The organism is Rhodococcus sp. WWJCD1 (genome assembly GCF_002258735.1).
Classification (GTDB): domain Bacteria; phylum Actinomycetota; class Actinomycetes; order Mycobacteriales; family Mycobacteriaceae; genus Rhodococcoides.
On sequence record NZ_NOXY01000020.1, the window covers coordinates 38817 to 58956 of the forward strand.

Below are 20140 nucleotides of genomic sequence, written 5' to 3' on the forward strand. Positions count from 1 at the left end.
GGCGTCATGACCGTCAGTGTCGCGTGGCTGGGCAACCGCCACTGGTGCAACAGATACGTGGATCTGTGCCGCACTGCGTCCGGCTCGTGTTCGATTTCGGCTCCGCTCCGACCGAATGCGTTCTCCGACTTCTAGAATCAGGACCACCACTCATGTCGCACAACCACACTCGCGTCGCCGTCGAATTCGACTCGATCTGGTCCGAACTGACCCTGGGTCCGGACGCGGACATCGTCCGAATCCAGGCCTCCGACCTGCGGGAAGCACAGCAGCAACGCGCGCGGCTACGCGCAGAAGCCGTCGAGCGCGGCGAGTCGGCCGACAGCACGGCCGTGTTCCTCGACCTCGAGATCCACATCGCGGCCGATGCTCGGACGGCTCGTCGCGAGTTCGCCGGACTGGACGCGCCGATCAGCCCGTCGTCCATCCGCTACGTCGGCACACCGTCGGGATTGGCCAGTCTGATCTCCGACGTCACCGCGGCCGACGTCGCCGACGGGGTGACGTTGACAGTGCTCGGCGATGTGGCTCGCCAGGCGGTTCTGGTCAACAACGCAGTACTGCCGCTGCTCGAATCCCGCGGGACCAGACTCGACATCGACGTCGTCGACACGGTCCTCGGCGCACCGATCGCCCCGACGCTCGCATCCTGACCAGACGGTCAGGTGACGTCGATCGCCAGGCCCGCGGTGATCCGCAACAACTCGGTGTACGTCGACCGAAAGATCGTGTTGGTGTGGCCTGCCGCGGCCCACACCTCGGGGTGACCGGCCAGATCCTGGTCGACGAAAGTGTCCAGGTTCGTGGGGTGGCCGACCGGTGCGATACCACCGATCGGCTGCCCGGTCGCGTGTTTGGCAGTGTCGAGATCGGCCCGTGCCAACCTGCCACCGAGACGCTCACCCGTGTGCTCGAGATGGACATTGTGTGCTCCGGACACGAGCAACAGCACCGGCTCGTCGTCGAGTAGAAACACCATCGACTTCACGATCGCACCCACCTCGACACCCAGTGCCGCAGCGGCATCGGCGGCAGTGTGGGTGCCCTCCGGACTGTTCACCACCACTCCGTGATGACCACGTGAAATCAGAGTGTCGGCCACATGGGCTGCATTCGGATGAAGTAGCCGGGACATGAACCAACCCTATTGCCCCGCGACCGTTTACGCAGATGCGTCCAGATCACCGAACAGTCTCAATCGCGCCATGCCGCCGTCGGGGAAGATGTCCATCCGAACCTCGGAGACCGGAGTCTCGTGGTCGAGTACGAAGCGATGCCGGGTGTCGGGTTGCAGCGTCGTTCGCGGCAACAGCTCGATCCATTCGCCGTCACCGAGCCGGCCGCGCAACGATGCGGCACCCGGCGCATTGCCGAGGAAGCACGTGGTGTCGAGCTCGGCGAGGCGGACGAGTCCGGTGCCCGCCAGCTGCACCTGGACCCAGTCGTTCGCATCGTTGCGTCGACGCGAGGTCTCCCAGCCCTCACCCATCGACCGCGGAGGGCCGGGGAACAGCAGATTGTTGGGGGAGCTGTAGAACATGTTGGAGCATGCCGAGACGTAGGCACCGTTCTCGAGTGCGGCCAGGTCGACCGGCCCGGCCGCGAGGAACTTGGGGTCGGGCTTGCCGCGGCCGAGTACTCGCAGGCGAGCAACTCCGCCGTCGGGATAGATCGACAGCTTCACGTGCGTCCACCGAGCGTCGGAGGTGACCTGGAATCTGTTCTCGCTGTCACCGTTGACCGGACTACGGGCGACGATGGTGGTCCACTCGGTCTGCGTGCGTAGCTCGTCCGGGGAGGCAAACCCCTCGACCTCGGCGGCCTCGATCGAGATTTCCGGCGGATAGTTGCCGGTGAACCACGAGGTGTCGACGACGATCGCCGATACGACGCCGGGTGCCCCGAGACGCACGATGGCCTCGTCGTATCCGGCCTCACGTCGCCGACGCGTCTCCCAGCCGTCGTAGATCTGACCCTTGTGCCCGAACGTCGCCGTCGAATAGTCGGCTTTGCCCGGACTGACGAGATTCTCCTTCTCCGCGAACGTCTCGTCGTTCGCCCACACCACTGCGCCTCCGAGAGTGCGGACGGCGAGATCTGGCAGGGGCAGGGGGAAGGTGGCAGTCATGGGATCACACTTTACTGGTCTCGCGCGAGCTCACCGGGTTGTGTGCCCGCCGACGCCGCAGTGCCGCGGTACCAAGGAGTGCCGTACCGGCCAGGAGGTAGAGCGCAAGTCCGAGTGCCGGCTGCCCCAGCCCGGTGCCGGAGAAGTACACGATGCTCCGCACGCCCTCGGTGCCGATGCCCGGGGTGATCCAGCGCCCGATCGAGGCGTGGAACGACGGCAATACATCGGCTCCGAAAGCTCCTCCTGCGCTGGGGTTTCCGAGGATCACGAACAGCACGATCGCGGCAGGCACCGCAGCGACGCCGATCAGTGCGCGCAGGCCCATGGTGACCAGTCCGGTGGCGAAGACCACGCCGGTACCCAGCAGGGTGAGTGGGAACCAGTGGCCGGCAAAGGTTTCCAGAACGTGGGTGGTGAGGAAAGCTCCGAACGCTCCGGATGCGAGGGAGTACACCGCGAGAATGCCGACGTGCATGTAGGTTTCGCGGCGCGAGGACGGTGCCCCGATCAGCAATCCGAATGCCGCGGCCAGCAGATAGCCGCCGACGACCCAGCCGACCGAGAGGTAGAAACCGGACAACCCTCGGTTGTCGTGGACCCCGACCGGGATCTCGTCGCGAACCACGAACTGACGGCCCTGCGCGGCGTCCACTTCGGTGAAGATCGATTGCAACGCGGTGGCCTCGGAACTGCCTGCCGCACTGGCAGTGATGAGCGTGTCCGTTCCGTTCGCGCCGACGACATAGGCCCCGATGATGTCGCGGTCGCGGAGCAGCGAGCGAACCTCGGCGGTGTCGACCGCGGTGCGTGCGTCGAGCGGCGCACCGTCGATGGCGTCCAGACGATCGGCGGTCTGCTGATCGAGTCCTTCCGGGAGGCCGGCTTCGGTCACCACCGCGATCGGGATCGCGTGCGGCGTCGGCTGATGGAACGCCGAGACGTAGCTGAGGATGAAGCCGAGCTGTAGCACCAGGACTGCGGCGGCGAGCAATGACATCTTGCGCATGGGTGAACTCCTGAACGGTGTGAAATCTGCGGGGTCGATTCCCGTGAGTCTTGTCGATACCCGAGGTATTCAATACTCTAGGTATCGTGATTGTCGAGAATCAAGAAAAGTGGGGGTCGACACAGTCGCAGCGACGACCGCAGCGTGCCGACGTACGAGACCGATTGCTCGCCGCCGCTGCCGACGAGTTCACCGACAAGGGTTATGCAGCAGCCAAACTCGTTGACATTGCGGACCGCGCCGGCTTCACCAAGGGGGCCGTGTATTCGAACTTCGAGTCCAAGCAGGCGCTGTTCGCCGAGTTGCTCGCCAAACGCTCACTCGACCTCGCGGCCCGCGTGCTGGCCCACATCTCCGATCTGGACTCCGGTGCAGCAGCAGGAGCAGGCGGCAACGAGATCGCCTCGTGGGTGGTCGCCGAACCCCGCTGGCCGCTGCTCACCGTCGAGTTCGGCATCCTGGCCGGACGCGACCCGGCCGTCGCCGAGCGTTACCGCACCGACCGTCGCGCGCTGCGGCGTGAGCTCGAACGTCTCATCGCCGAACGCGCGGACCAGTGGGGCGTGGGCGACAAGTTCGATGCCCGACGCGTCGCGACGTCACTGACGGCCTTGATCTCCGGATTGGCCGTCGAACATTCGGTGGATCCGGAGGACATCGACGAGGGAATCATCGCCGACGCGGTGTCCGAATTGTTCGCCGGAGCGATAGCTAGGGCACATCTCGATTGAGGGCGACCGCACCGGGTAACCACGCAAGATGAATGCTCAGAATCCGGATCCGGACGTCACAGCAGGACTCGAAGCGGGTGGCGGCGTCACCCCAGGAGACACCCCGCCCGCCGAGACAGGTATCGGCGGACCCAACCACGAACCGCCGCAGCGCAGCCGAGTGATGCCGATTGTGATCATCTGCGTGGTCGCATTGTTGGCCATTTTGATCGCCGGTGGATTGATCGGTCGCGTCGTCGGCCTGTTCGGCTGATCTCGCTCAGAACAGGGGCCAACCACCCTCGGGGCCGAGAAGTCGGTTCAGTCGGATGTGGTTGATTTCCGCGAGCTCGTTGCGCATGATTTTGCGCTCGGTGCGGTCGTCGTTGTCGAGTCGGTGTCCCAGATCCACCAGGATCTCGCGTGGCTCGAACCCCTCGGGTCCGAACATCACACTGGCCACGTACGGAAATCCGAATCGCTCGCCGTAGGCGCGAGCGGCGGTTCCCAGCGCTCCTCGCGTATCTGTATCCATGGCGGCGCACACTTTGCCGGGCTCCGGAAGATTCGCGGCGAGCGAATCGACGTCCTGGTCCGACAACTCGGCCAGTTCGGCATCGGCTGCGGAGAACAGGTCGGCGCGGGAGCGATAGCTGCGGCCGTCGGCCACCCGTGAAGCCCACGCCACCGAGCAGCAGCACTCGTACAGTGCGTGCACCGCTTTGCGACGCGGCAGGTCGTTGAACGTTTCAAGTCCCAATCCCTGGTGCATCAGCATGTGTCGATAGTGGGCCGACTGCGCCGGATGTACCAGAGCTGAGCAGGGACTTAGCGCAGACGTTACGCGCCGTAACATGCGGTGCGGCAATCTCGGGCGATCCCGCTAGGCTCGCACGCATGACGGAACGTACCTGGAAAGCCTTCTCGGTCGAGATCGCGGACCACATCGCGCAAGTGACACTTCTCGGGCCCGGCAAGGGCAACGCAATGGGCCCCGACTTCTGGAGCGAGAGCACCGAGCTGTTCGCGCAGCTCGACGCCGATACCGAGGTTCGGGCAGTGGTGCTCGCCGGCTCCGGCAAGAACTTCACCTACGGACTGGATCTGGCCGCGATGGCAGGTACGTTCGGTCCTCTCATGGCAGACAAGGCGCTGGCCGGTCCTCGAACGTCCTTCCACGACACCATCAAAACGATGCAGAAGGCGATCAACGCCGTCGCGGACTGCCGCAAGCCCGTCGTTGCAGCGATCCAAGGCTGGTGCATCGGCGGTGGCGTCGACCTCATCACCGCCGCCGACGTGCGATACGCCAGTGCCGACGCGAAGTTCAGCGTGCGCGAGGTGCGGGTCGCCATCGTCGCCGACATGGGTTCTCTGGCCCGGCTCCCCGCGATCATCGGCGACGGCCACCTGCGTGAGCTCGCGTTGACCGGCAAGGACATCGACGCGGCCCGCGCCGAGAAGATCGGCCTGGTCAACGACGTGTTCGATGACCACGATGCCACCCTCGCCGCCGCCCGTGAGTGCGCGGTGGCCATCGCCGCCAACCCGCCACTGGTGGTGCAGGGCATCAAGACCGTACTGGACCACTCCCGGTCCTCCAGCGTCGACGACTCGCTGCGGTACGTGGCGGCCTGGAACGCCGCCTTCCTCGCCTCGCACGATCTCACCGAGGCGATCACCTCCGTGTTCGAGAAGCGGCCGGCTCAGTTCACCGGTAGCTGACGTGGTCGAGTTCGCCGAGGAGTTGGGCACCCAGCTGGTTCGATTACAGCGTCTACGCGAGCGCAACATCGCGCAGATCTCGTCGTCGGGTGGCGTCGAGGGTGCCGCTTACGTCTGTCTGTTCCGGCTCTTGCGTGACGGGCCCATGAGGTCCAGTGAGCTTGCCGCCATGGTGAATTCGGATCCGTCGACGGTGAGCAGGCAGGTGGCTCAGCTCGTCGAACTGGGACACGTCGAGCGGCTGCCCGACGAACGGGACGGTCGGGCCTTCGTCCTCGCGGTGACGCAGTCGGGCCAGGAAGTTGCCGCGGCGATTCAGCAACGCCGAACCGAGGCGCTCGGGCGAGTCATCGAGAAATGGGAGAGGGACGACAGATCGGCGCTGGTCGGGCTGTTGGACCGATTCTTGACCGATTACGAAACCGTCAGGCCGGACCTACCCGATCAGCGCACGGGTAACGTCTGAGCCGCGAGGAACCTGAACAACGTCGGATCGCGAGTTCGTCCCGTGCTCGTGATCCCAGCGACGATCGGGACGCAGGCGATGCCTTACCCGGACGCTCGAACTGCCCGAACGGACGGAGGGAATGTGGTGCCAACCGATCACGACAGACCTCCCCGGTCCTCCGACCGGGGACCAGGATCGGGTTCGGTTCGGCTCGAACGCCGCGTTGCGAGAGGAATCGCATTTCTCGTTCCGTCCTTCGGGTTGATCGGCTCGATCATCATGCTGTCCGCCGACGGCCCGGTCGGCGCGACGGCCGTCGTGATCTGCATGATCGTGCTGCTCTCGACCGTGCCGGTGGGAGCATGGTGGTGGCTGCGCTCGGTCGACGCGTCGCACATGCCCGGGTGGTTCGTGATCTACGCCGACGTGGGCGTCGCGGTCATGCTGCTCACCTTTGCCGACCGGAGCTTGGCTTTGTACGGCGCAGCCCTGTTCTCGGTGATCGGCACCTACATCGCCTACTTCTCCCGGCGCAACGTCCTCAAATTCCACACCGCATTCGTCAACGCCGTGATTCTTCTGCTCGCCGTGCTGGCCGTCGTCGAGCAGCCGGGCGATCCCGCGTCGATCGTCGCGCGGGCACTGGTGACGGTGTTGGTGGTCAACTCGGTGCTGGCGTTCAGAGCCGTCATTCAGCGCCAGCTCGACCTCGCCAATACCGACTCTCTGACGGGCCTGCTCAACAGGCGAGGCCTGGAACTTCGGCTGGACCGAATGATGGCCCGTTTGACCGAGGAGCAGTCGGCGGCGCTGATGGTGGTCGATCTCGATCAGTTCAAGCTGGTCAACGACACCTACGGTCACGCCGTGGGCGACCGAGTTCTACGCCGAACGGCCCGGCGCCTCACCGCCGCGACGGGCGGACGGCCCTGCGTGGCGCGCACCGGGGGCGAGGAGTTCACGATCGCGGTACCGGTCTGCGGCGACTCGGCCGACCACCTCGCAGACGATATTCGCGAGGCGGTGCACGATGCGAGTGACGACGTGCCGGTCACGGTCAGCATCGGTGTCGCCGTACTCGATGCCGCTCGGTGGCGAGCGGCCGTGTCCTCGTACGCCGCAGCCGAGCTGGTGCGCAACGTGCTGCTCGATGCCGACACGGCAATGTACGAGTCCAAGCACGCGGGTGGAAACAGAACGACGGTGTATGCCGGCGATTGATCAGCCGACACACACCGTCATTCGTTCGGGGAGAACGATCAGCGCAAGGCGCTCTTGGGGTCGTTCCACAACTGGTCCGTGAAGTCTTCGAGCGCGACGAGAACGATGGTGTCCTCGGTGCGGCGCAGGATCGACTTGCTGGCGCGTACCTGAACGACGTCACCGGTCTTGTCGGTCATCCGCCACAGCGAATCCGCGCGGGTGGCCACCGTCGTCAGGAACATGTCGGCGACGTTGACCCCCTCCGGTGCCCGGTCGGGAAAGATGTCGTGCAGGTGGAAGTCCACGCGTTCGGTGCGGTCGAGACCGAACAGATCGTCGAAGGCCTCGTTTGCGAACACGATCGCACCGCTGGGATCGACAGCGAGGATCGGCACCGGAATTCGGTCGAGAACGACCGTCACCGGCAGATCGGGGAACTGCGTCGGATCCGAGATCGCCCGCGAGTCGAGATTGCGCCGATCACCGGCGGCGCCGTTGGAACTGCTGTCGGTCATAGGTCTCCCCAAACTGTGTTTCGTCGGCGCGCGGCCGAGACGAAGTGTGTAGTGCCGAAACGATCAGTGACCCGGATTGTCCGTCAAGCGCTTGAACGATGCGGCGATTTCGGCCTCGGCCTCTGCGCGCCCCACCCAGTCTGCCCCGGTGACGTGCTTGTTGGGTTCGAGATCCTTGTAATGAACGAAGAAATGCTTGATCGCGTCGAGTTCGAACGTCGATACGTCGCTCAGATCCTGGATGTGATCCCAGCGGGTGTCACCTGCAGGCACGCACAACACCTTGTCGTCGCCGCCCGCTTCGTCGACCATCTTGAACATCGCGACAGGCCGCGCCTCGACGATGACACCCGGGTAGACCGACTCGGGCAGCAGCACCAGTGCGTCCAGCGGATCGCCGTCCTCGCCGAGCGTGTTCTCGATGAAACCGTAATCGGCTGGATACGCCATCGCGGTGTAGAGGTAGCGGTCGAGGCGTACACGTCCGGTGACGTGGTCGACCTCGTACTTGTTGCGCTGCCCCTTGGGGATCTCGATGGTGACGTCGAACGGCACGTGCAGTCCTTACTGTCTTCGTCGAGCCGCAGGGGCCCGAGCGGTTGCGAATGTCTCGATGGTGGCGGCGCAAGGCTACCGGACCCGAGGATACTGTTGACTGGACGATCATGGGTACGACCACGGCAATGACGGAGGAACGGTGGCGGGGCTGACACGGCGGTTCCTCGGTCCCACAGCGGGCCGGCGGCGCAGGAAGAAGCGGTTGATCCTGACGCTGTGCGCTGTGTTCGTGGTGATCCTCGCCGTGACCACCGCGGCGCTCGTGCTCCCGTCGGTGTCCGACGGCGCGGAGACCGCGATCGCGCCGCCGCCCGACACCGTGCTGCCGAACCCGAAGATCACTGCGTTTCCCGAGTCCGCCCCGTCGCCCAGCTCGGCGGGACTGGCCGGCGCGCTGGCCGGTGTGGTGGACGATTCCGATCTCGGCACCTTCACCGGAACCGTCGCCGACGCACGGACCGGCCAGGTTCTGTGGTCCCGGAACCCCGATGCACCGATGACTCCGGCCTCGACGACCAAGGTGCTCACCGCAGCCGCGGCGATGCTCGCGCTCCCGGCCGACCACCGCGTCACCACTCGCGTCGTCCAGGGCAGCAGCGAAGGAAACATCGTGCTGATCGCGGGCGGAGACCCCACGCTCACCGCACTGCCGGTCGGCACCGTCGGGTTCTATCCAGGTGCGGCCCGCATCGACGATCTCGTGGAGCAGATCCGCCGCAGCGGAACGACGGTACGCAGCATCAGCGTCGACACCTCGATCTACTCCGGCGACACCATGGCGCAGGGCTGGTTTCCGGCCGATATCGCTGCAGGTTCGATCACCCCGATCGAACCGATCATGCTCGACGGCGGAAGGTCCGATCCGCTCGTCGACGAGTCACCCCGCAGCACCACTCCGGCGCTCGACGCGGGCCGCGCACTGGCGGCAGGACTGGGCGTCGATCCGGCGGCGGTGACGACGGGTACGGCCGCCGAGGGCGCCGACCAGCTGGCGTCGGTGCAGTCCGCCCCGTTGCGAAACCGCTTGCAGCAGATGATCTATCGCTCCGACAACGTCCTCGCCGAGGCGGTCGGCCGCGAACTGTCGATCGACATGAACACGGCAGCAAGCTTTTCCGGCGCGGTGGCGGCCATCGGACAGACTCTCTACACGGCAGGTTTCGACATGGCCGGGTTGGCCCTGGAGGATGCCAGTGGGCTGTCGGTGGACGGCAAGATCCCGGCCCGACTGCTCGATCAGGTGCTGACCTCGGCCGCCGGAACCGAACAGCCGACATTGCGTCCGATGCTCGACTACCTGCCCGTCGCCGGTGCCACCGGAACGTTGTCGGATCGGTATGCCTCGGGGGATCGAACCGGAGCGGGTTGGGTGCGGGCCAAAACCGGAACCCTGTCCAATGCAAGCGCTCTCGCGGGATACGTCGTCGATGTCGACGGCCGTGTGCTGACCTTCGCGCTGATGTCGAACGACCGGCCACCCGAGGTCAGTCGCCCCGCCCTCGATGCCGTGGCATCGACCTTGAGATTGTGTGGTTGCCAGTGAAGTCAGCAGCGGCGGCGAGTGCCGACGAGAACGAGAGCACGTCCGGGTTCGCCGGTGCGGTCGATTGGTCGGTAGCCGCCAAGGCCGGAGCCAAGCTGGCCCGCCCGGGTCCGGCCACCTCGCGCTACACCGCCGATGCGGCCGTGGAAGAGCTTGCCGCCGCGTCGATTCGAGCCGAGGGACCGGTTCGCGAGACCACCGGTCTGGCCGACGGACTCCCGGTGCCCGACGCCCAGGTGGTCGATCGAGCAGGCTGGATCGCCGCGGCCGCGTCGGCGATGAAGCACCTCACCGGGGACGACGACGACACGCCACCGTCGGGGCTCCTCGGCGGAAAACCCGCCGGACTTCAGGCGGGCGCGATGCTGGCGTTTCTCTCCAGTGCCATTCTGGGACAATACGATCCGTTCACCGGGGAGAACGGAACGCTGCTGCTGGTCGCACCGAACGTGATTGCCGTCGAACGCGCACTGCGCGTCTCGCCCAGCGACTTTCGCCTGTGGGTGTGCCTGCACGAAGTGACGCACCGAGTGCAGTTCTCCTCCGCGCCGTGGCTCGGCGGCTACATGCGCGAGAACGTGGGGGTGCTCTCCGACGGCACCGACGAGCCACTGTCGGACGTCGCCAATCGGTTGACCGGTGCGTTGAGGGCCCGCAAGAATCCGAGCGGAACGACAAAATCGGAGGACGCGGGCATCGTCGGCCTGCTGCGCGCCACCCAACCCCAGCCGCAGCGCGACGCCATCGATCGGCTCCTGGTGCTCGGTACTCTGCTCGAAGGCCACGCCGACCACGTGATGGACGCCGTCGGGCCGGCCGTCGTGCCGACCGTGACTCAGATTCGCGGTGCATTCGACCAGCGGCGGCGACGCAAGGTCAACCCGCTCCAACGCGTCGTCCGGGCATTGCTGGGGATGGACGCGAAGATGGCGCAGTACGTCCGCGGCAAGGCATTCGTCGATCACGTCGTCGCCGCGGTGGGGATGGAGCGCTTCAACACCGTGTGGACGGGTCCCGACACGCTGCCGCTGCTGTCGGAGATCGAGAACCCGGACGCGTGGATCGCGCGAGTTCTGGGATAGTGCTCTTGCCCGAGGGAGTGGAGCCCGCGGAACGACCCAGATTGCCCGAGGGCCCTGCCCTGCTGGAGATTCGGCATGCGGTGCGGGCGTGGCTCGCTGCGCACCCCGGTCCGGTTGCCGTTGCCTTGTCCGGTGGCGCGGATTCGCTCGCCTTGACGGCCGCGACCGTGGCCGAGGCCGAGGCCCCGAACGTGCGTGCGCTGATCGTCGACCACGGACTTCAGGAAGGTTCGGCCGAGGTCGCGGCGACGGCGGCGGCACGGGCGCTGGAGTTGGGTGTGGTCGATGCCCGGGTTCTGCCGGTGCACGTCACCGGTTCCGGAGGGACGGAAGCAGCGGCCCGCAGAGCCAGGTACGACGCGTTGAATCTCGCCCGCGGCGACGCGTCGGTGCTGGTGGCGCACACTCTCGACGATCAGGCCGAGACGGTGCTGCTCGGGTTGGGCCGCGGATCGGGGCCGCGGTCGATTGCGGGCATGACGGCGTTCGCCGCACCGTGGGGGCGTCCGCTGCTCGGAGTCAGGCGGGCGATCACCCGGGCTGCCTGCGTCGAGCTGGGGCTGGAGCCGTTCGAGGATCCGCACAACGCCGATAGCGATTTCACTCGGGTGCGGCTGCGCCACGAGGTGTTGCCGTTGCTCGAGGACGTGCTGGGCGGCGGCGTCGCCGCTGCGCTCGCGCGGACGGCCGAGCAGTTGCGTGAGGACGGCGACGTGCTCGACGCGCTTGCCGGGTCCGTTGCAGACACCGACGGACCGGACATCGAGGTCTCGGCGATCGAGACGCTCGCCCCCGCAGTACGCCGCCGCGTGCTGCGCCGATGGTTGCTCGGCCGGGGAGTGACGTCGTCGACCGATCGACAGCTCCGAGCCGTCGATGCCCTTGTCGTACGGTGGACTGGCCAGGGCGGGGTTGCCCTGCCAGGCGGAACGCCCGACGCCAGGTTGGTGTGCTCGCGTCGACGTGGCAGGCTGAGCGTCGGCCTGGAGAACGAATGAAGGGAAACCCCGTGTACGAGGGCGACATCGAATCGGTTCTCATTTCCGAGGAACAGATCAAAGCGCGCACTGCGGAACTCGCAGAAGAGATCGCCAAGCGGTATCCCGAAGGCTCCCCGGAAGGCGACCTGCTCCTGGTCGGCGTCCTCAAGGGCGCGATCATGTTCATGACCGACTTCGCCCGGGCGCTGCCCATCCCGGCGCAGCTCGAGTTCATGGCGGTCAGCTCCTACGGCTCGTCGACGTCGTCCTCCGGCGTCGTCCGGATTCTCAAGGACCTCGACCGCGACATCACCGGACGCCACGTGCTGATCGTCGAGGACATCATCGACTCCGGTCTGACTCTGAGCTGGCTCAAGCGCAACCTCGCGACCCGCTCGCCTGCCTCGCTGTCGGTGGTGACGCTGCTGCGCAAGCCCGACGCCATCAAGGTCGACGTCGAAGTCGCGAACGTGGGCTTCGACATCCCCAACGAGTTCGTCGTGGGATACGGCCTCGACTACAACGAGCGCTACCGAGATCTGCCGTACATCGGCCTGCTCGATCCCAAGGTCTACAGCTGAGTCCGTTCCTTCGGTCCGCCCCGTTCGCGTGAATGGACCATTGCCGCGCCGACACGTATGCAATGGTCCATCGATGCGGATAGGGTGCCGAAGAGGTGGGGAACTGCCGGGGGAGTGCGGTCGTTGGAGGGGAAGAAGCGTCGACGCAAACAGGTGCGTGGACGCAGAGCGCCAGGTATGAGCGAGTCAGATGTCCGAGTCTCGCGCTAGCCTGGAGTATCCGGCGGGCAGGGAGCAGCCAGCGCGCGGGAGCGGACTGAAAGGACACGGCCGAGTCGGCTGAAGCTGTATGAATCGGAAGACAGTAATACGAAATCTTGCCATCGTTTTCGGCATTCTGTTGGTGATCTATGCCTTCAGTTACTTCGGTAACGACACGCGGGACTGGAAGACGGTCGACACCTCGGTGGCGATCGCCCAGCTCGATGATCGCAACGTCGAGTCCGCGCAGATCGACGACCGTGAGCAACAGGTTCGGCTGACACTCAAAGAGGCCTCCGACGCCACCGACAACGAGACGAAGATCATCGCGAAGTACCCGGACTCGGCGTCCGAGCAGATCTTCGACAAGGTCGACTCACAGGGCCTCGACAGCTACAACACCACCGTCACCCAGGAGAGCTGGTTCAGCTCCTTCCTGCTGCTGATCCTTCCGATGGTGCTGATCCTCGGCGTGATCATCTTCGTGATGAGCCGCATGCAGGGTGGCGGTCGCGGCGGAGTCATGGGCTTCGGCAAGTCCAAGGCCAAGCAGCTGACGAAAGACATGCCCAAGACCACCTTCGCCGACGTGGCAGGTGCGGACGAGGCTGTCGAAGAGCTGTACGAGATCAAGGATTTCCTGCAGAACCCGGCGCGCTACCAGGCGCTCGGTGCCAAGATTCCGCGCGGCGTGCTGCTCTACGGCCCTCCCGGAACCGGTAAGACGTTGCTCGCACGCGCCGTCGCAGGCGAGGCGGGCGTCCCGTTCTTCACCATCTCGGGCTCGGACTTCGTCGAGATGTTCGTCGGTGTCGGTGCATCCCGCGTACGCGACCTCTTCGAGCAGGCCAAGCAGAACAGCCCCTGCATCATCTTCGTCGACGAGATCGACGCCGTCGGTCGCCAGCGCGGTGCAGGTATGGGCGGCGGGCACGACGAGCGCGAGCAGACGCTCAACCAGTTGCTCGTCGAGATGGACGGCTTCGGTGAGCGCACCGGCGTGATCCTCATCGCCGCGACCAACCGCCCCGACATCCTCGACCCCGCGCTGCTGCGTCCGGGCCGCTTCGATCGGCAGATTCCGGTCGGTGCCCCCGACCTGGCCGGCCGTCGAGCAATCCTGAAGGTGCACTCGGCAGGCAAGCCCGTTGCTCAGGACGCCGACCTCGAGGGTCTCGCCAAGCGAACCGTCGGAATGTCGGGTGCAGACCTGGCCAACGTCATCAACGAAGCGGCGCTGCTCACCGCGCGTGAGAACGGCACCGTCATCACCGAGGCTTCCCTCGAGGAGTCGGTGGACCGCGTCGTCGGTGGTCCGCGCCGCAAGAGCCGCATCATCAGCGAGCACGAGCGCAAGATCACCGCGTACCACGAGGGTGGACACACACTCGCCGCGTGGGCGATGCCCGATATCGAGCCGGTCTACAAGGTCACCATCCTCGCTCGCGGTCGTACCGGCGGCCATGCGATGACGGTGCCCGAGGACGACAAGGGCCTGATGACGCGGTCGGAAATGATCGCTCGTCTCGTGATGGCCATGGGCGGCCGCGCGGCGGAGGAGCTCGTCTTCCACGAGCCGACCACCGGTGCGTCATCCGACATCGACCAAGCCACCAAGATCGCCCGCGCGATGGTGACCGAGTACGGCATGAGCAGCAAGCTCGGAGCCGTTCGGTACGGGCAGGAACAGGGCGATCCGTTCCTCGGCCGTTCGATGGGCCAGCAGTCCGACTTCTCGCACGAGGTCGCCCGCGAGATCGACGAGGAGGTGCGCAAGCTCATCGAAGCTGCGCACACCGAAGCGTGGGCCATCCTCAACGAGTACCGCGACCTGCTCGACACGCTCGCGTCCGAGCTGCTCGAACGTGAGACGCTCACCCGCAAGGACCTCGAGAAGATTTTCCACAGCGTCACCAAGCGCCCGCGGATAACCTTGTTCAACGACTTCGGTGACCGCAAGCCCTCGGACAAGCCGCCGGTGAAGACTCCGCGCGAACTCGCCGCCGAGCGCGGCGAGCCGTGGCCTCCGGTACCGCCGGCTCCGAAACAGCTTCCGCCGCAACAGGTTCCGCAGCCCAGCTACTCCGGTTCGCCGCAGCTGAGCAAGGGCGGCTACCCGAACGGAAGCAACGGATACAACGGCGGCCCGCTCAACGGTGCCCCGACGAACGGCGCTCCCACGAACGGTGCCCCGACGAACGGTGCCCCGACCAACGGGATTCCGAGCAACGGTGCCCCGAGCAACGGTGCCCCGAGCAACGGCGGCCCGGTGCATGGTGGCGGCTACAACGGCGGTGGCCCCAACGGCAATTACGGTGGCGCTCCCAACGGTGGTGCTCCCAACGAGGGCGGCTACTCCGAGGGCTATCGCAGACCGGAACCACGGCCGGCCCCCAATTCGGGTTCACGGCCCGATTACGGCGCTCCGGCAGGATGGTCTGCTCCGGGCTGGCCGCCGCGCGATCAGCCGTCGGTCCCGCGCTACCAAGGCCCGACCACTCCGCCGGCCCAGAACCAGCCGAGTCGTGAGCAGCCGGAATCGGATCGGCCGGAACAGAATCGGTACGAGCCTCCTCAGGGCCAGCCGACCTACCGACAGCACCCGACGTATCAGCAGCCGCCGTCGTACCAACCGCCGACCGGCCAACAGGCGTACCAACCGCCGCAGTATCAGCCGGATCCGTTCCGGCCGGATACGCGGGATCAAGGTCGGACGTCCCGACACGCGCCTCCGTACGGCGAGAACCCGGACGGTTCCGCCCACGAGGAGCCGTCGGCCCCGTCGTGGCAGGTGCCCGGTCCGTCGCAGAACTACCCGCTTCCCGGCGACGACCGTTCCGGCGACACTTCGTCCGAGGATTCGCGGCGCGACGAGCGAGCCGAGGACGACGGCGACGAAGGTCCGCAGACGCACCGCTGGGAAGGGCCGGGGGGTTCGTACCGCTAGGCCTGTCATTAGGCTTGCTGGGTCGATCGTGACGGTCGGCCCAGCACGTCGTTCGAACTGTGTTGGGCTCATCCGCAATTGTTCTCTTCGGACCGTTGCAGGTGGGCCCAGCCGTCACATTCGTGAAGCCCAAACGGAGGTACGTTCACGTGTCAGTCAATCGGACCGACGAGTCGACCAGCGACTCGGCAGAAGTCCCGGCAGTCGAGCAGCGCGCGGTCGAGCAGACGGTTGCCTACGCCACCGGGGCAGTCTTCGACCAGCCTCGCGCCGAGGCCGCAGTACGTGAGTTGTTGATCGCCGTCGGCGAGGATCCCGATCGCCCCGGCCTGCTCGACACCCCGGCCCGCGTCGCGCGTTCCTACCGCGAAATCTTCGCCGGGCTCTACACCGACCCGGACACGGCGCTGAACACGACGTTCGACGAGGGTCATCAGGAACTGGTACTCGTCCGCGACATCCCGATGTACTCCACGTGCGAGCACCACCTGGTCTCGTTCCATGGCGTCGCACACGTCGGATACATCCCCGGCAAGAGCGGCAAGGTCACCGGCCTGTCGAAACTGGCGCGCGTGGTGGACATGTACGCCAAGCGCCCTCAGGTGCAGGAACGTCTGACCAGTCAGATCGCCGACGCCTTGATGCGCAAGCTCGACCCGCGCGGAGCGATCGTCGTCATCGAGGCCGAACACCTGTGCATGGCGATGCGCGGAATTCGCAAGCCGGGGGCCAGCACCACCACCTCGGCCGTGCGCGGTCTGCTGCAGTCCAGCGCGGCATCGCGTTCGGAAGCACTGGACCTGATTCTGCGGAAATGACGCTACCGGTCGATACCAGATGAGTCCTGCGAGGAGTATCCCCTCGGCCCCCGTCGTCATGGGCGTTCTCAACGTCACTGCCGATTCCTTCTCCGACGGCGGTCGGTACCTCGACGTCGACGCCGCCGTCGAGCACGGGTTGGCGATGCATCGCCGCGGAGTCGACGTCGTGGACATCGGTGGTGAATCGACGCGTCCAGGGGCCGACCGGATCGATCCGATTCTCGAGGCCGAGCGTGTGGTGCCGGTGATCGCTGCGCTGGCCGCAGAAGGCGTGGTGACCAGTGTCGATACGATGCGCGCCTCGGTCGCCGAGGCCGCCATCGAGGCAGGCGTGTCGATAGTGAACGACGTATCGGGCGGACGAGCCGATTCGGCCATGGCCGGGGTGGTCGCGGACGGCGGGTTGCCGTGGATCCTGATGCACTGGCGGGCCGCCGGGTCCGAGTATCGGCACTCCGGTCCGGCCGACCGGTACGACGACGTGGTTGCCGACGTACGCAGCGAACTACTGGAACAGGTCGATCGTGCGATGGCCGCGGGCGTCGACGAATCGGCGCTCGTGCTCGACCCCGGTCTCGGCTTCGCCAAGAACGCCCAGCACAACTGGCAACTGCTTCGCGGCCTACCCGAGCTGGTGGCGGCCGGTTTTCCGGTACTCGTCGGTGCTTCTCGCAAACGCTTCCTCGGGTCGCTTCTGGCCGACGAACACGGTTCGCCTCGACCACCGGACGGACGCGAGATCGCCACGGCTGTCGTATCGGCACTCGCTGTCGCAGGTGGCGCTTGGGGCGTGCGGGTGCACGACGTCCAGGCGTCACTCGACGCGGTCGCCGTCGTCAAGGCATGGCAGGGTGATCGGGCATGAGCGAGAGCAGTGGCCGCGACGGTCTCGGAACGCGTCGCGGCGACCGCATCGAACTACGTGGCCTGACGGTCCGCGGTAATCATGGAGTCTTCGACTTCGAGAAGCGTGACGGTCAGGACTTCGTCGTCGACATCACCGTGTGGATGAGTCTTCGTCCCGCAGCCGAGACCGATGATCTGACCGAGACGCTGCACTACGGCGAACTGGCCGAACGTGCCGCGGCCGTGATCTCGGGACCTTCCAGGGACCTGATCGAGACGGTCTCGGCCGAGATCGCCGAGGTGGTGCTGGCATACGATTCCCGCGTCGACGCGGTGGAAGTAGTGCTGCACAAGCCGTCTGCCCCCATCCCACTGTCATTCGAGGACGTGGCCGTGGTGGCATACCGGGAGCGGACGTGACGCGTGCGGTGCTGTCGATCGGCAGTAACATCGGCGACTCGCTCGGTCACTTACGTTCTGTGACAACAGAATTGGGATCGCGACTGGTGGCCTGTTCGGCCGTGTACCGATCTGCGCCCTGGGGTGGCGTCGAGCAGCAGGATTTTCTCAATGCGGCCCTGGTGGCCGAGGACGACGCGTACGACCCCTGGGACTGGTTGCGCCTGGGGCAGCAACTAGAAGAAGCGGCGGATCGCGTTCGAGTACAGCGATGGGGGCCACGCAGCCTCGACGTCGACGTGATCGTGTGCGACGACGTGATCAGCGAGGACCCTCGACTACTACTGCCGCATCCCCGCGCGCACGAGCGGGCGTTCGTGCTGCTGCCGTGGCTGGATGTCGAACCCGACGCCACCTTGCGCGTCGGTGACGAGGATGTGCCGGTGACCGAGTTGCTGTCGCGATTGAGTGCGGAGGAGCGTGCCGGAGTCGTACGTCTCGACGGCATCGGTGATCGCCTGTGGTGACCAATCCCACCAAGGTCGGGGATGTCTTGGGTATTTTCCTGGTCGCCTCGGTCGGCACCTGGCTGCTGGTCCGGGTTTTCTACGGTTCGTTACCGCCGATTCCGGTGTACGCCGGGGCGTCGTTGTATCTGGTGGCGGTGGTGGAAGTGGTGACCGCGGTGATCGTCCGCAATCGCATCGCGGAGCACCGCGTGGGCACCGGACTGCACGATCTGAATCCGTTGACGGTGTACAGGGCACTGGTGCTGGCGAAGGCATCGATGCTGGTGGGGACGGCTGTCGTCGGGGTGTGTGTCGGATTTCTGGTGTATGTGATGCCGCGTGCCACAACGGTGCGGGCCGCGTCGTCCGATCGGGTCGGGGCGATGGTGGCGCTGGTTGCGGGAGTGGCCGTCGTCGGTGCCGCGGTATGGCTGGAGCAGTGTTGCCGAACCCCGAAAGATCGGGACGACGAGCGTTCCCGGTAACGCACGAAACATTTGATTGTTACCTCGGTTGTGTAAGCGATCGGCCGAGGATGACTATTTGCGAACGGGTTGCCAGTTACCCTTGTGAACATGACAGATCAGACTCGCGCAAAGAAGGGGCGCCGAAACAGGCGTAGTGCGAGCCAGCTGTTTCTTGCGGCGCTCGTCGTGTTCGGCATCGTCGCCAGCGTGTTCCTGTTGTTTACCGAGAGTGTGCAGTGGATGAGGGTCGGCGTTCTCTCGGCGCTGTGGGCTGCCGTGATCGGTGCTTTCGCAATGACCAAGTACCGCCGGGAATCGGCTGCGGACCAGACCAAGGCCAAGGATCTGCAGACGGTCTACGAGTTGCAGTTGGCCCGTGAAATTTCGGCGCGACGCGAGTACGAGATGAGCGTCGAGGCCCGGGTTCGTAGCGAATCGCGAATGGAGATCGACGAAGTCGCAGCATTGCGCAACGAACTCGCCGCACTCCGCCAGAACCTGCAGGTGCTGTTCGACGGCAATCTGCCGACCGAACGCGTCGCGTTGCGGGCCGAGGCGATGAGAATGCAGGAACTCGGCGGTCGGCGATACGACAGCTACCAGCCTGCGCCGTCCGGCTTGTACATCCCCGGTGGTGGGAACAGCAACGGTGTCGGAACTCCCTACGACGAGCCGGTCACGGCCGAGACGTCGGTGGTGTACCCCGAAGGACCGGACGAGATGCCGCAGGCCACCGCCGCGCAGGGTTCGTACGCCGAGAACTCGTTCGAGCCCGAGGAGCCGAGCTACGACGCGACGGCAACAGCGGTGGACGAGGTCGATGCTTTCGAGCGCCCAGCAGCGCGACCGCGTCCGTACGGCGCGCCGAGGCCGGCCGCGCGAGTCACTCCGCCCAGCTCGCCGTTCACGGCGTACAACTTCGAGCAGACGCGTCCGCCGGCAGCGGAGCCGGACGCGCAGGACTACGAACCTCAGCCCGCCGCGGAAACGTACGAGGCCGAGAACGACGTGGCCGAGGAGTACCAGGCCCCCGAGTTCTCGACCCCCGTCGAGCCTGATCAGCCCGAGTATTCCGAGACCGAGCCTGCAGCGGACTACGTTTCCGGTCCTGCGTACGGATCGGACTCGGCCCAGGACGGCGACGCCTACCCGGCGTCCCGCAGTGCGTTGCGTGAATCGGCGGATGCGTTCTTCTCGGCCGATCGTGACCACGAGACTTCGGCCGTGGATACTTCCAGTTCGCCTCGGCGCGGTCGTAGGCGCGCAGAGTCGACCGACGAGGATGCCACCGGCGCACACTCGAACGGCCGTTCCGTCGCCGAGATCATGGCCGGTCTGGCCGGCGGCGACTCGGCCGACACGACGACCACCGACGCAGGCACGCGTCGTCGTCGCCGTCGCGCAGACTGAGAACCAGATCACACCGGTTTTCCATGGCACCGTCGGTGCCGCTGTCGCTATTGTTCCC

The 20140-nt window shown here is 66.0% G+C and carries 24 protein-coding genes; 18 read left to right on the forward strand and 6 right to left on the reverse strand.

Annotated elements, in window-relative coordinates; genetic code table 11:
• The first annotated feature begins 6 nt into the window (after positions 1-6).
• Entirely contained in the window at positions 7-135 is a 129-nt protein-coding gene (locus CH286_RS28210) for a hypothetical protein (protein ID WP_254925613.1), read from the forward strand.
• 17 nt (positions 136-152) lie between these two features.
• On the forward strand, positions 153-653 hold the full coding sequence (locus tag CH286_RS12370) for a hypothetical protein (RefSeq protein ID WP_032403755.1): 501 nt from the start codon (positions 153-155) through the stop codon (positions 651-653).
• Positions 654-661: 8 nt separating this feature from the next.
• Here the strand turns inward: CH286_RS12370 and CH286_RS12375 are convergent, their stop codons facing one another.
• From CH286_RS12375 to CH286_RS12385, 3 genes are read right to left on the reverse strand one after another with little or no spacing between them, the layout of a single operon-like run.
• Positions 662-1135 carry a YbaK/EbsC family protein gene (locus CH286_RS12375; protein ID WP_094609367.1) on the reverse strand — a complete coding sequence of 158 codons (474 nt, stop codon included), beginning with the start codon at positions 1133-1135 and terminating at the stop codon, positions 662-664.
• Positions 1136-1162: 27 nt separating this feature from the next.
• Complete coding sequence (gene alc / locus CH286_RS12380) at positions 1163-2128, reverse strand: allantoicase (protein WP_032403757.1); 966 nt, start codon at positions 2126-2128, stop codon at positions 1163-1165.
• 4 nt (positions 2129-2132) lie between these two features.
• A complete protein-coding gene (locus tag CH286_RS12385) occupies positions 2133-3137 on the reverse strand; it encodes a hypothetical protein (protein ID WP_094609368.1) in 1005 nt (334 codons plus the stop codon).
• Between the two features lie 86 nt (positions 3138-3223).
• Here CH286_RS12385 and CH286_RS12390 point away from each other — a divergent pair, with 86 nt between their 5' ends.
• Both CH286_RS12390 and CH286_RS12395 read left to right on the forward strand, forming a co-directional pair.
• Positions 3224-3868, forward strand: coding sequence for a TetR/AcrR family transcriptional regulator (locus tag CH286_RS12390; RefSeq protein ID WP_441347116.1), 645 nt, complete (start codon positions 3224-3226; stop codon positions 3866-3868).
• 28 nt (positions 3869-3896) lie between these two features.
• Positions 3897-4121: a DUF6480 family protein gene (locus CH286_RS12395; RefSeq protein ID WP_032380119.1), complete on the forward strand. Its 225-nt coding sequence runs from the start codon at positions 3897-3899 to the stop codon at positions 4119-4121.
• 6 nt (positions 4122-4127) lie between these two features.
• Here the strand turns inward: CH286_RS12395 and CH286_RS12400 are convergent, their stop codons facing one another.
• Positions 4128-4625 carry a 2-oxo-4-hydroxy-4-carboxy-5-ureidoimidazoline decarboxylase gene (locus CH286_RS12400; RefSeq protein ID WP_094609369.1) on the reverse strand — a complete coding sequence of 166 codons (498 nt, stop codon included), beginning with the start codon at positions 4623-4625 and terminating at the stop codon, positions 4128-4130.
• A 119-nt stretch (positions 4626-4744) separates the two neighbouring features.
• Between CH286_RS12400 and CH286_RS12405 the strand changes: the two genes are divergently transcribed.
• From CH286_RS12405 to CH286_RS12415, 3 genes are all read left to right on the forward strand, one after another.
• Entirely contained in the window at positions 4745-5572 is an 828-nt protein-coding gene (locus CH286_RS12405; protein ID WP_094609370.1) for a crotonase/enoyl-CoA hydratase family protein, read from the forward strand.
• Between the two features lies 1 nt (position 5573).
• The gene (locus CH286_RS12410; protein ID WP_032380122.1) at positions 5574-6038 is read left to right on the forward strand and encodes a MarR family winged helix-turn-helix transcriptional regulator; all 465 of its coding nucleotides are present in this window, start codon (positions 5574-5576) and stop codon (positions 6036-6038) included.
• Positions 6039-6164: 126 nt separating this feature from the next.
• Positions 6165-7241 carry a GGDEF domain-containing protein gene (locus CH286_RS12415; RefSeq protein ID WP_255182642.1) on the forward strand — a complete coding sequence of 359 codons (1077 nt, stop codon included), beginning with the start codon at positions 6165-6167 and terminating at the stop codon, positions 7239-7241.
• Between the two features lie 38 nt (positions 7242-7279).
• Here CH286_RS12415 and CH286_RS12420 read toward each other — a convergent pair whose 3' ends face one another.
• The gene (locus CH286_RS12420) at positions 7280-7738 is read right to left on the reverse strand and encodes a PAS domain-containing protein (protein ID WP_032380123.1); all 459 of its coding nucleotides are present in this window, start codon (positions 7736-7738) and stop codon (positions 7280-7282) included.
• A 63-nt stretch (positions 7739-7801) separates the two neighbouring features.
• Complete coding sequence (locus CH286_RS12425; RefSeq protein ID WP_032380124.1) at positions 7802-8293, reverse strand: inorganic diphosphatase; 492 nt, start codon at positions 8291-8293, stop codon at positions 7802-7804.
• A gap of 142 nt (positions 8294-8435) precedes the next feature.
• Between CH286_RS12425 and dacB the strand changes: the two genes are divergently transcribed.
• The 11 genes from dacB (at position 8436) to CH286_RS12480 (ending at position 20082) form a co-directional block, all read left to right on the forward strand.
• Entirely contained in the window at positions 8436-9839 is a 1404-nt protein-coding gene (gene dacB, locus CH286_RS12430) for a D-alanyl-D-alanine carboxypeptidase/D-alanyl-D-alanine endopeptidase (protein ID WP_032403761.1), read from the forward strand.
• Positions 9824-10921 (forward strand): zinc-dependent metalloprotease, encoded by a 1098-nt coding sequence (locus CH286_RS12435; RefSeq protein WP_441347117.1) that lies wholly within the window; start codon positions 9824-9826, stop codon positions 10919-10921. Before dacB ends, CH286_RS12435 begins: the two co-directional genes overlap by 16 nt.
• A 5-nt stretch (positions 10922-10926) precedes the next feature.
• On the forward strand, positions 10927-11919 hold the full coding sequence (gene tilS / locus CH286_RS12440; protein ID WP_255182643.1) for a tRNA lysidine(34) synthetase TilS: 993 nt from the start codon (positions 10927-10929) through the stop codon (positions 11917-11919).
• Between the two features lie 11 nt (positions 11920-11930).
• Complete coding sequence (hpt, locus tag CH286_RS12445; protein WP_032380712.1) at positions 11931-12482, forward strand: hypoxanthine phosphoribosyltransferase; 552 nt, start codon at positions 11931-11933, stop codon at positions 12480-12482.
• A gap of 289 nt (positions 12483-12771) precedes the next feature.
• Positions 12772-15630: an ATP-dependent zinc metalloprotease FtsH gene (gene ftsH / locus CH286_RS12450; protein ID WP_094609373.1), complete on the forward strand. Its 2859-nt coding sequence runs from the start codon at positions 12772-12774 to the stop codon at positions 15628-15630.
• Between the two features lie 149 nt (positions 15631-15779).
• A complete protein-coding gene (gene folE, locus CH286_RS12455; RefSeq protein WP_037178265.1) occupies positions 15780-16448 on the forward strand; it encodes a GTP cyclohydrolase I FolE in 669 nt (222 codons plus the stop codon).
• A gap of 19 nt (positions 16449-16467) precedes the next feature.
• The gene (folP, locus tag CH286_RS12460; protein ID WP_170944710.1) at positions 16468-17316 is read left to right on the forward strand and encodes a dihydropteroate synthase; all 849 of its coding nucleotides are present in this window, start codon (positions 16468-16470) and stop codon (positions 17314-17316) included.
• Positions 17313-17717 carry a dihydroneopterin aldolase gene (folB, locus tag CH286_RS12465; RefSeq protein ID WP_052058247.1) on the forward strand — a complete coding sequence of 135 codons (405 nt, stop codon included), beginning with the start codon at positions 17313-17315 and terminating at the stop codon, positions 17715-17717. The genes folP and folB overlap by 4 nt, the downstream gene beginning before the upstream one ends.
• Entirely contained in the window at positions 17714-18223 is a 510-nt protein-coding gene (gene folK, locus CH286_RS12470; RefSeq protein WP_032380128.1) for a 2-amino-4-hydroxy-6-hydroxymethyldihydropteridine diphosphokinase, read from the forward strand. The genes folB and folK overlap by 4 nt, the downstream gene beginning before the upstream one ends.
• Positions 18220-18690 carry a DUF3180 domain-containing protein gene (locus CH286_RS12475; RefSeq protein WP_032403783.1) on the forward strand — a complete coding sequence of 157 codons (471 nt, stop codon included), beginning with the start codon at positions 18220-18222 and terminating at the stop codon, positions 18688-18690. The genes folK and CH286_RS12475 overlap by 4 nt, the downstream gene beginning before the upstream one ends.
• 90 nt (positions 18691-18780) lie before the next feature.
• Positions 18781-20082 carry a DUF6779 domain-containing protein gene (locus tag CH286_RS12480; RefSeq protein ID WP_176458222.1) on the forward strand — a complete coding sequence of 434 codons (1302 nt, stop codon included), beginning with the start codon at positions 18781-18783 and terminating at the stop codon, positions 20080-20082.
• The last annotated feature ends 58 nt before the right edge of the window (positions 20083-20140 follow it).

What these genes read in the sequence shown, in the direction of transcription:
- CH286_RS12420 (WP_032380123.1), bottom strand. Translation starts at nt 7,738, where the DNA reads ATGACCGACAGCAGTTCCAACGGCGCCGCCGGTGATCGGCGCAATCTC.
- ftsH (WP_094609373.1), top strand. Translation starts at nt 12,772, where the DNA reads ATGAATCGGAAGACAGTAATACGAAATCTTGCCATCGTTTTCGGCATT.
- CH286_RS12480 (WP_176458222.1), top strand. Translation starts at nt 18,781, where the DNA reads ATGACAGATCAGACTCGCGCAAAGAAGGGGCGCCGAAACAGGCGTAGT.
- CH286_RS12400 (WP_094609369.1), bottom strand. Translation starts at nt 4,625, where the DNA reads ATGCTGATGCACCAGGGATTGGGACTTGAAACGTTCAACGACCTGCCG.
- folP (WP_170944710.1), top strand. Translation starts at nt 16,468, where the DNA reads ATGAGTCCTGCGAGGAGTATCCCCTCGGCCCCCGTCGTCATGGGCGTT.
- folB (WP_052058247.1), top strand. Translation starts at nt 17,313, where the DNA reads ATGAGCGAGAGCAGTGGCCGCGACGGTCTCGGAACGCGTCGCGGCGAC.
- CH286_RS12385 (WP_094609368.1), bottom strand. Translation starts at nt 3,137, where the DNA reads ATGCGCAAGATGTCATTGCTCGCCGCCGCAGTCCTGGTGCTACAGCTC.
- CH286_RS12375 (WP_094609367.1), bottom strand. Translation starts at nt 1,135, where the DNA reads ATGTCCCGGCTACTTCATCCGAATGCAGCCCATGTGGCCGACACTCTG.
- CH286_RS12395 (WP_032380119.1), top strand. Translation starts at nt 3,897, where the DNA reads ATGAATGCTCAGAATCCGGATCCGGACGTCACAGCAGGACTCGAAGCG.
- CH286_RS12370 (WP_032403755.1), top strand. Translation starts at nt 153, where the DNA reads ATGTCGCACAACCACACTCGCGTCGCCGTCGAATTCGACTCGATCTGG.
- CH286_RS12405 (WP_094609370.1), top strand. Translation starts at nt 4,745, where the DNA reads ATGACGGAACGTACCTGGAAAGCCTTCTCGGTCGAGATCGCGGACCAC.
- CH286_RS28210 (WP_254925613.1), top strand. Translation starts at nt 7, where the DNA reads ATGACCGTCAGTGTCGCGTGGCTGGGCAACCGCCACTGGTGCAACAGA.
- alc (WP_032403757.1), bottom strand. Translation starts at nt 2,128, where the DNA reads ATGACTGCCACCTTCCCCCTGCCCCTGCCAGATCTCGCCGTCCGCACT.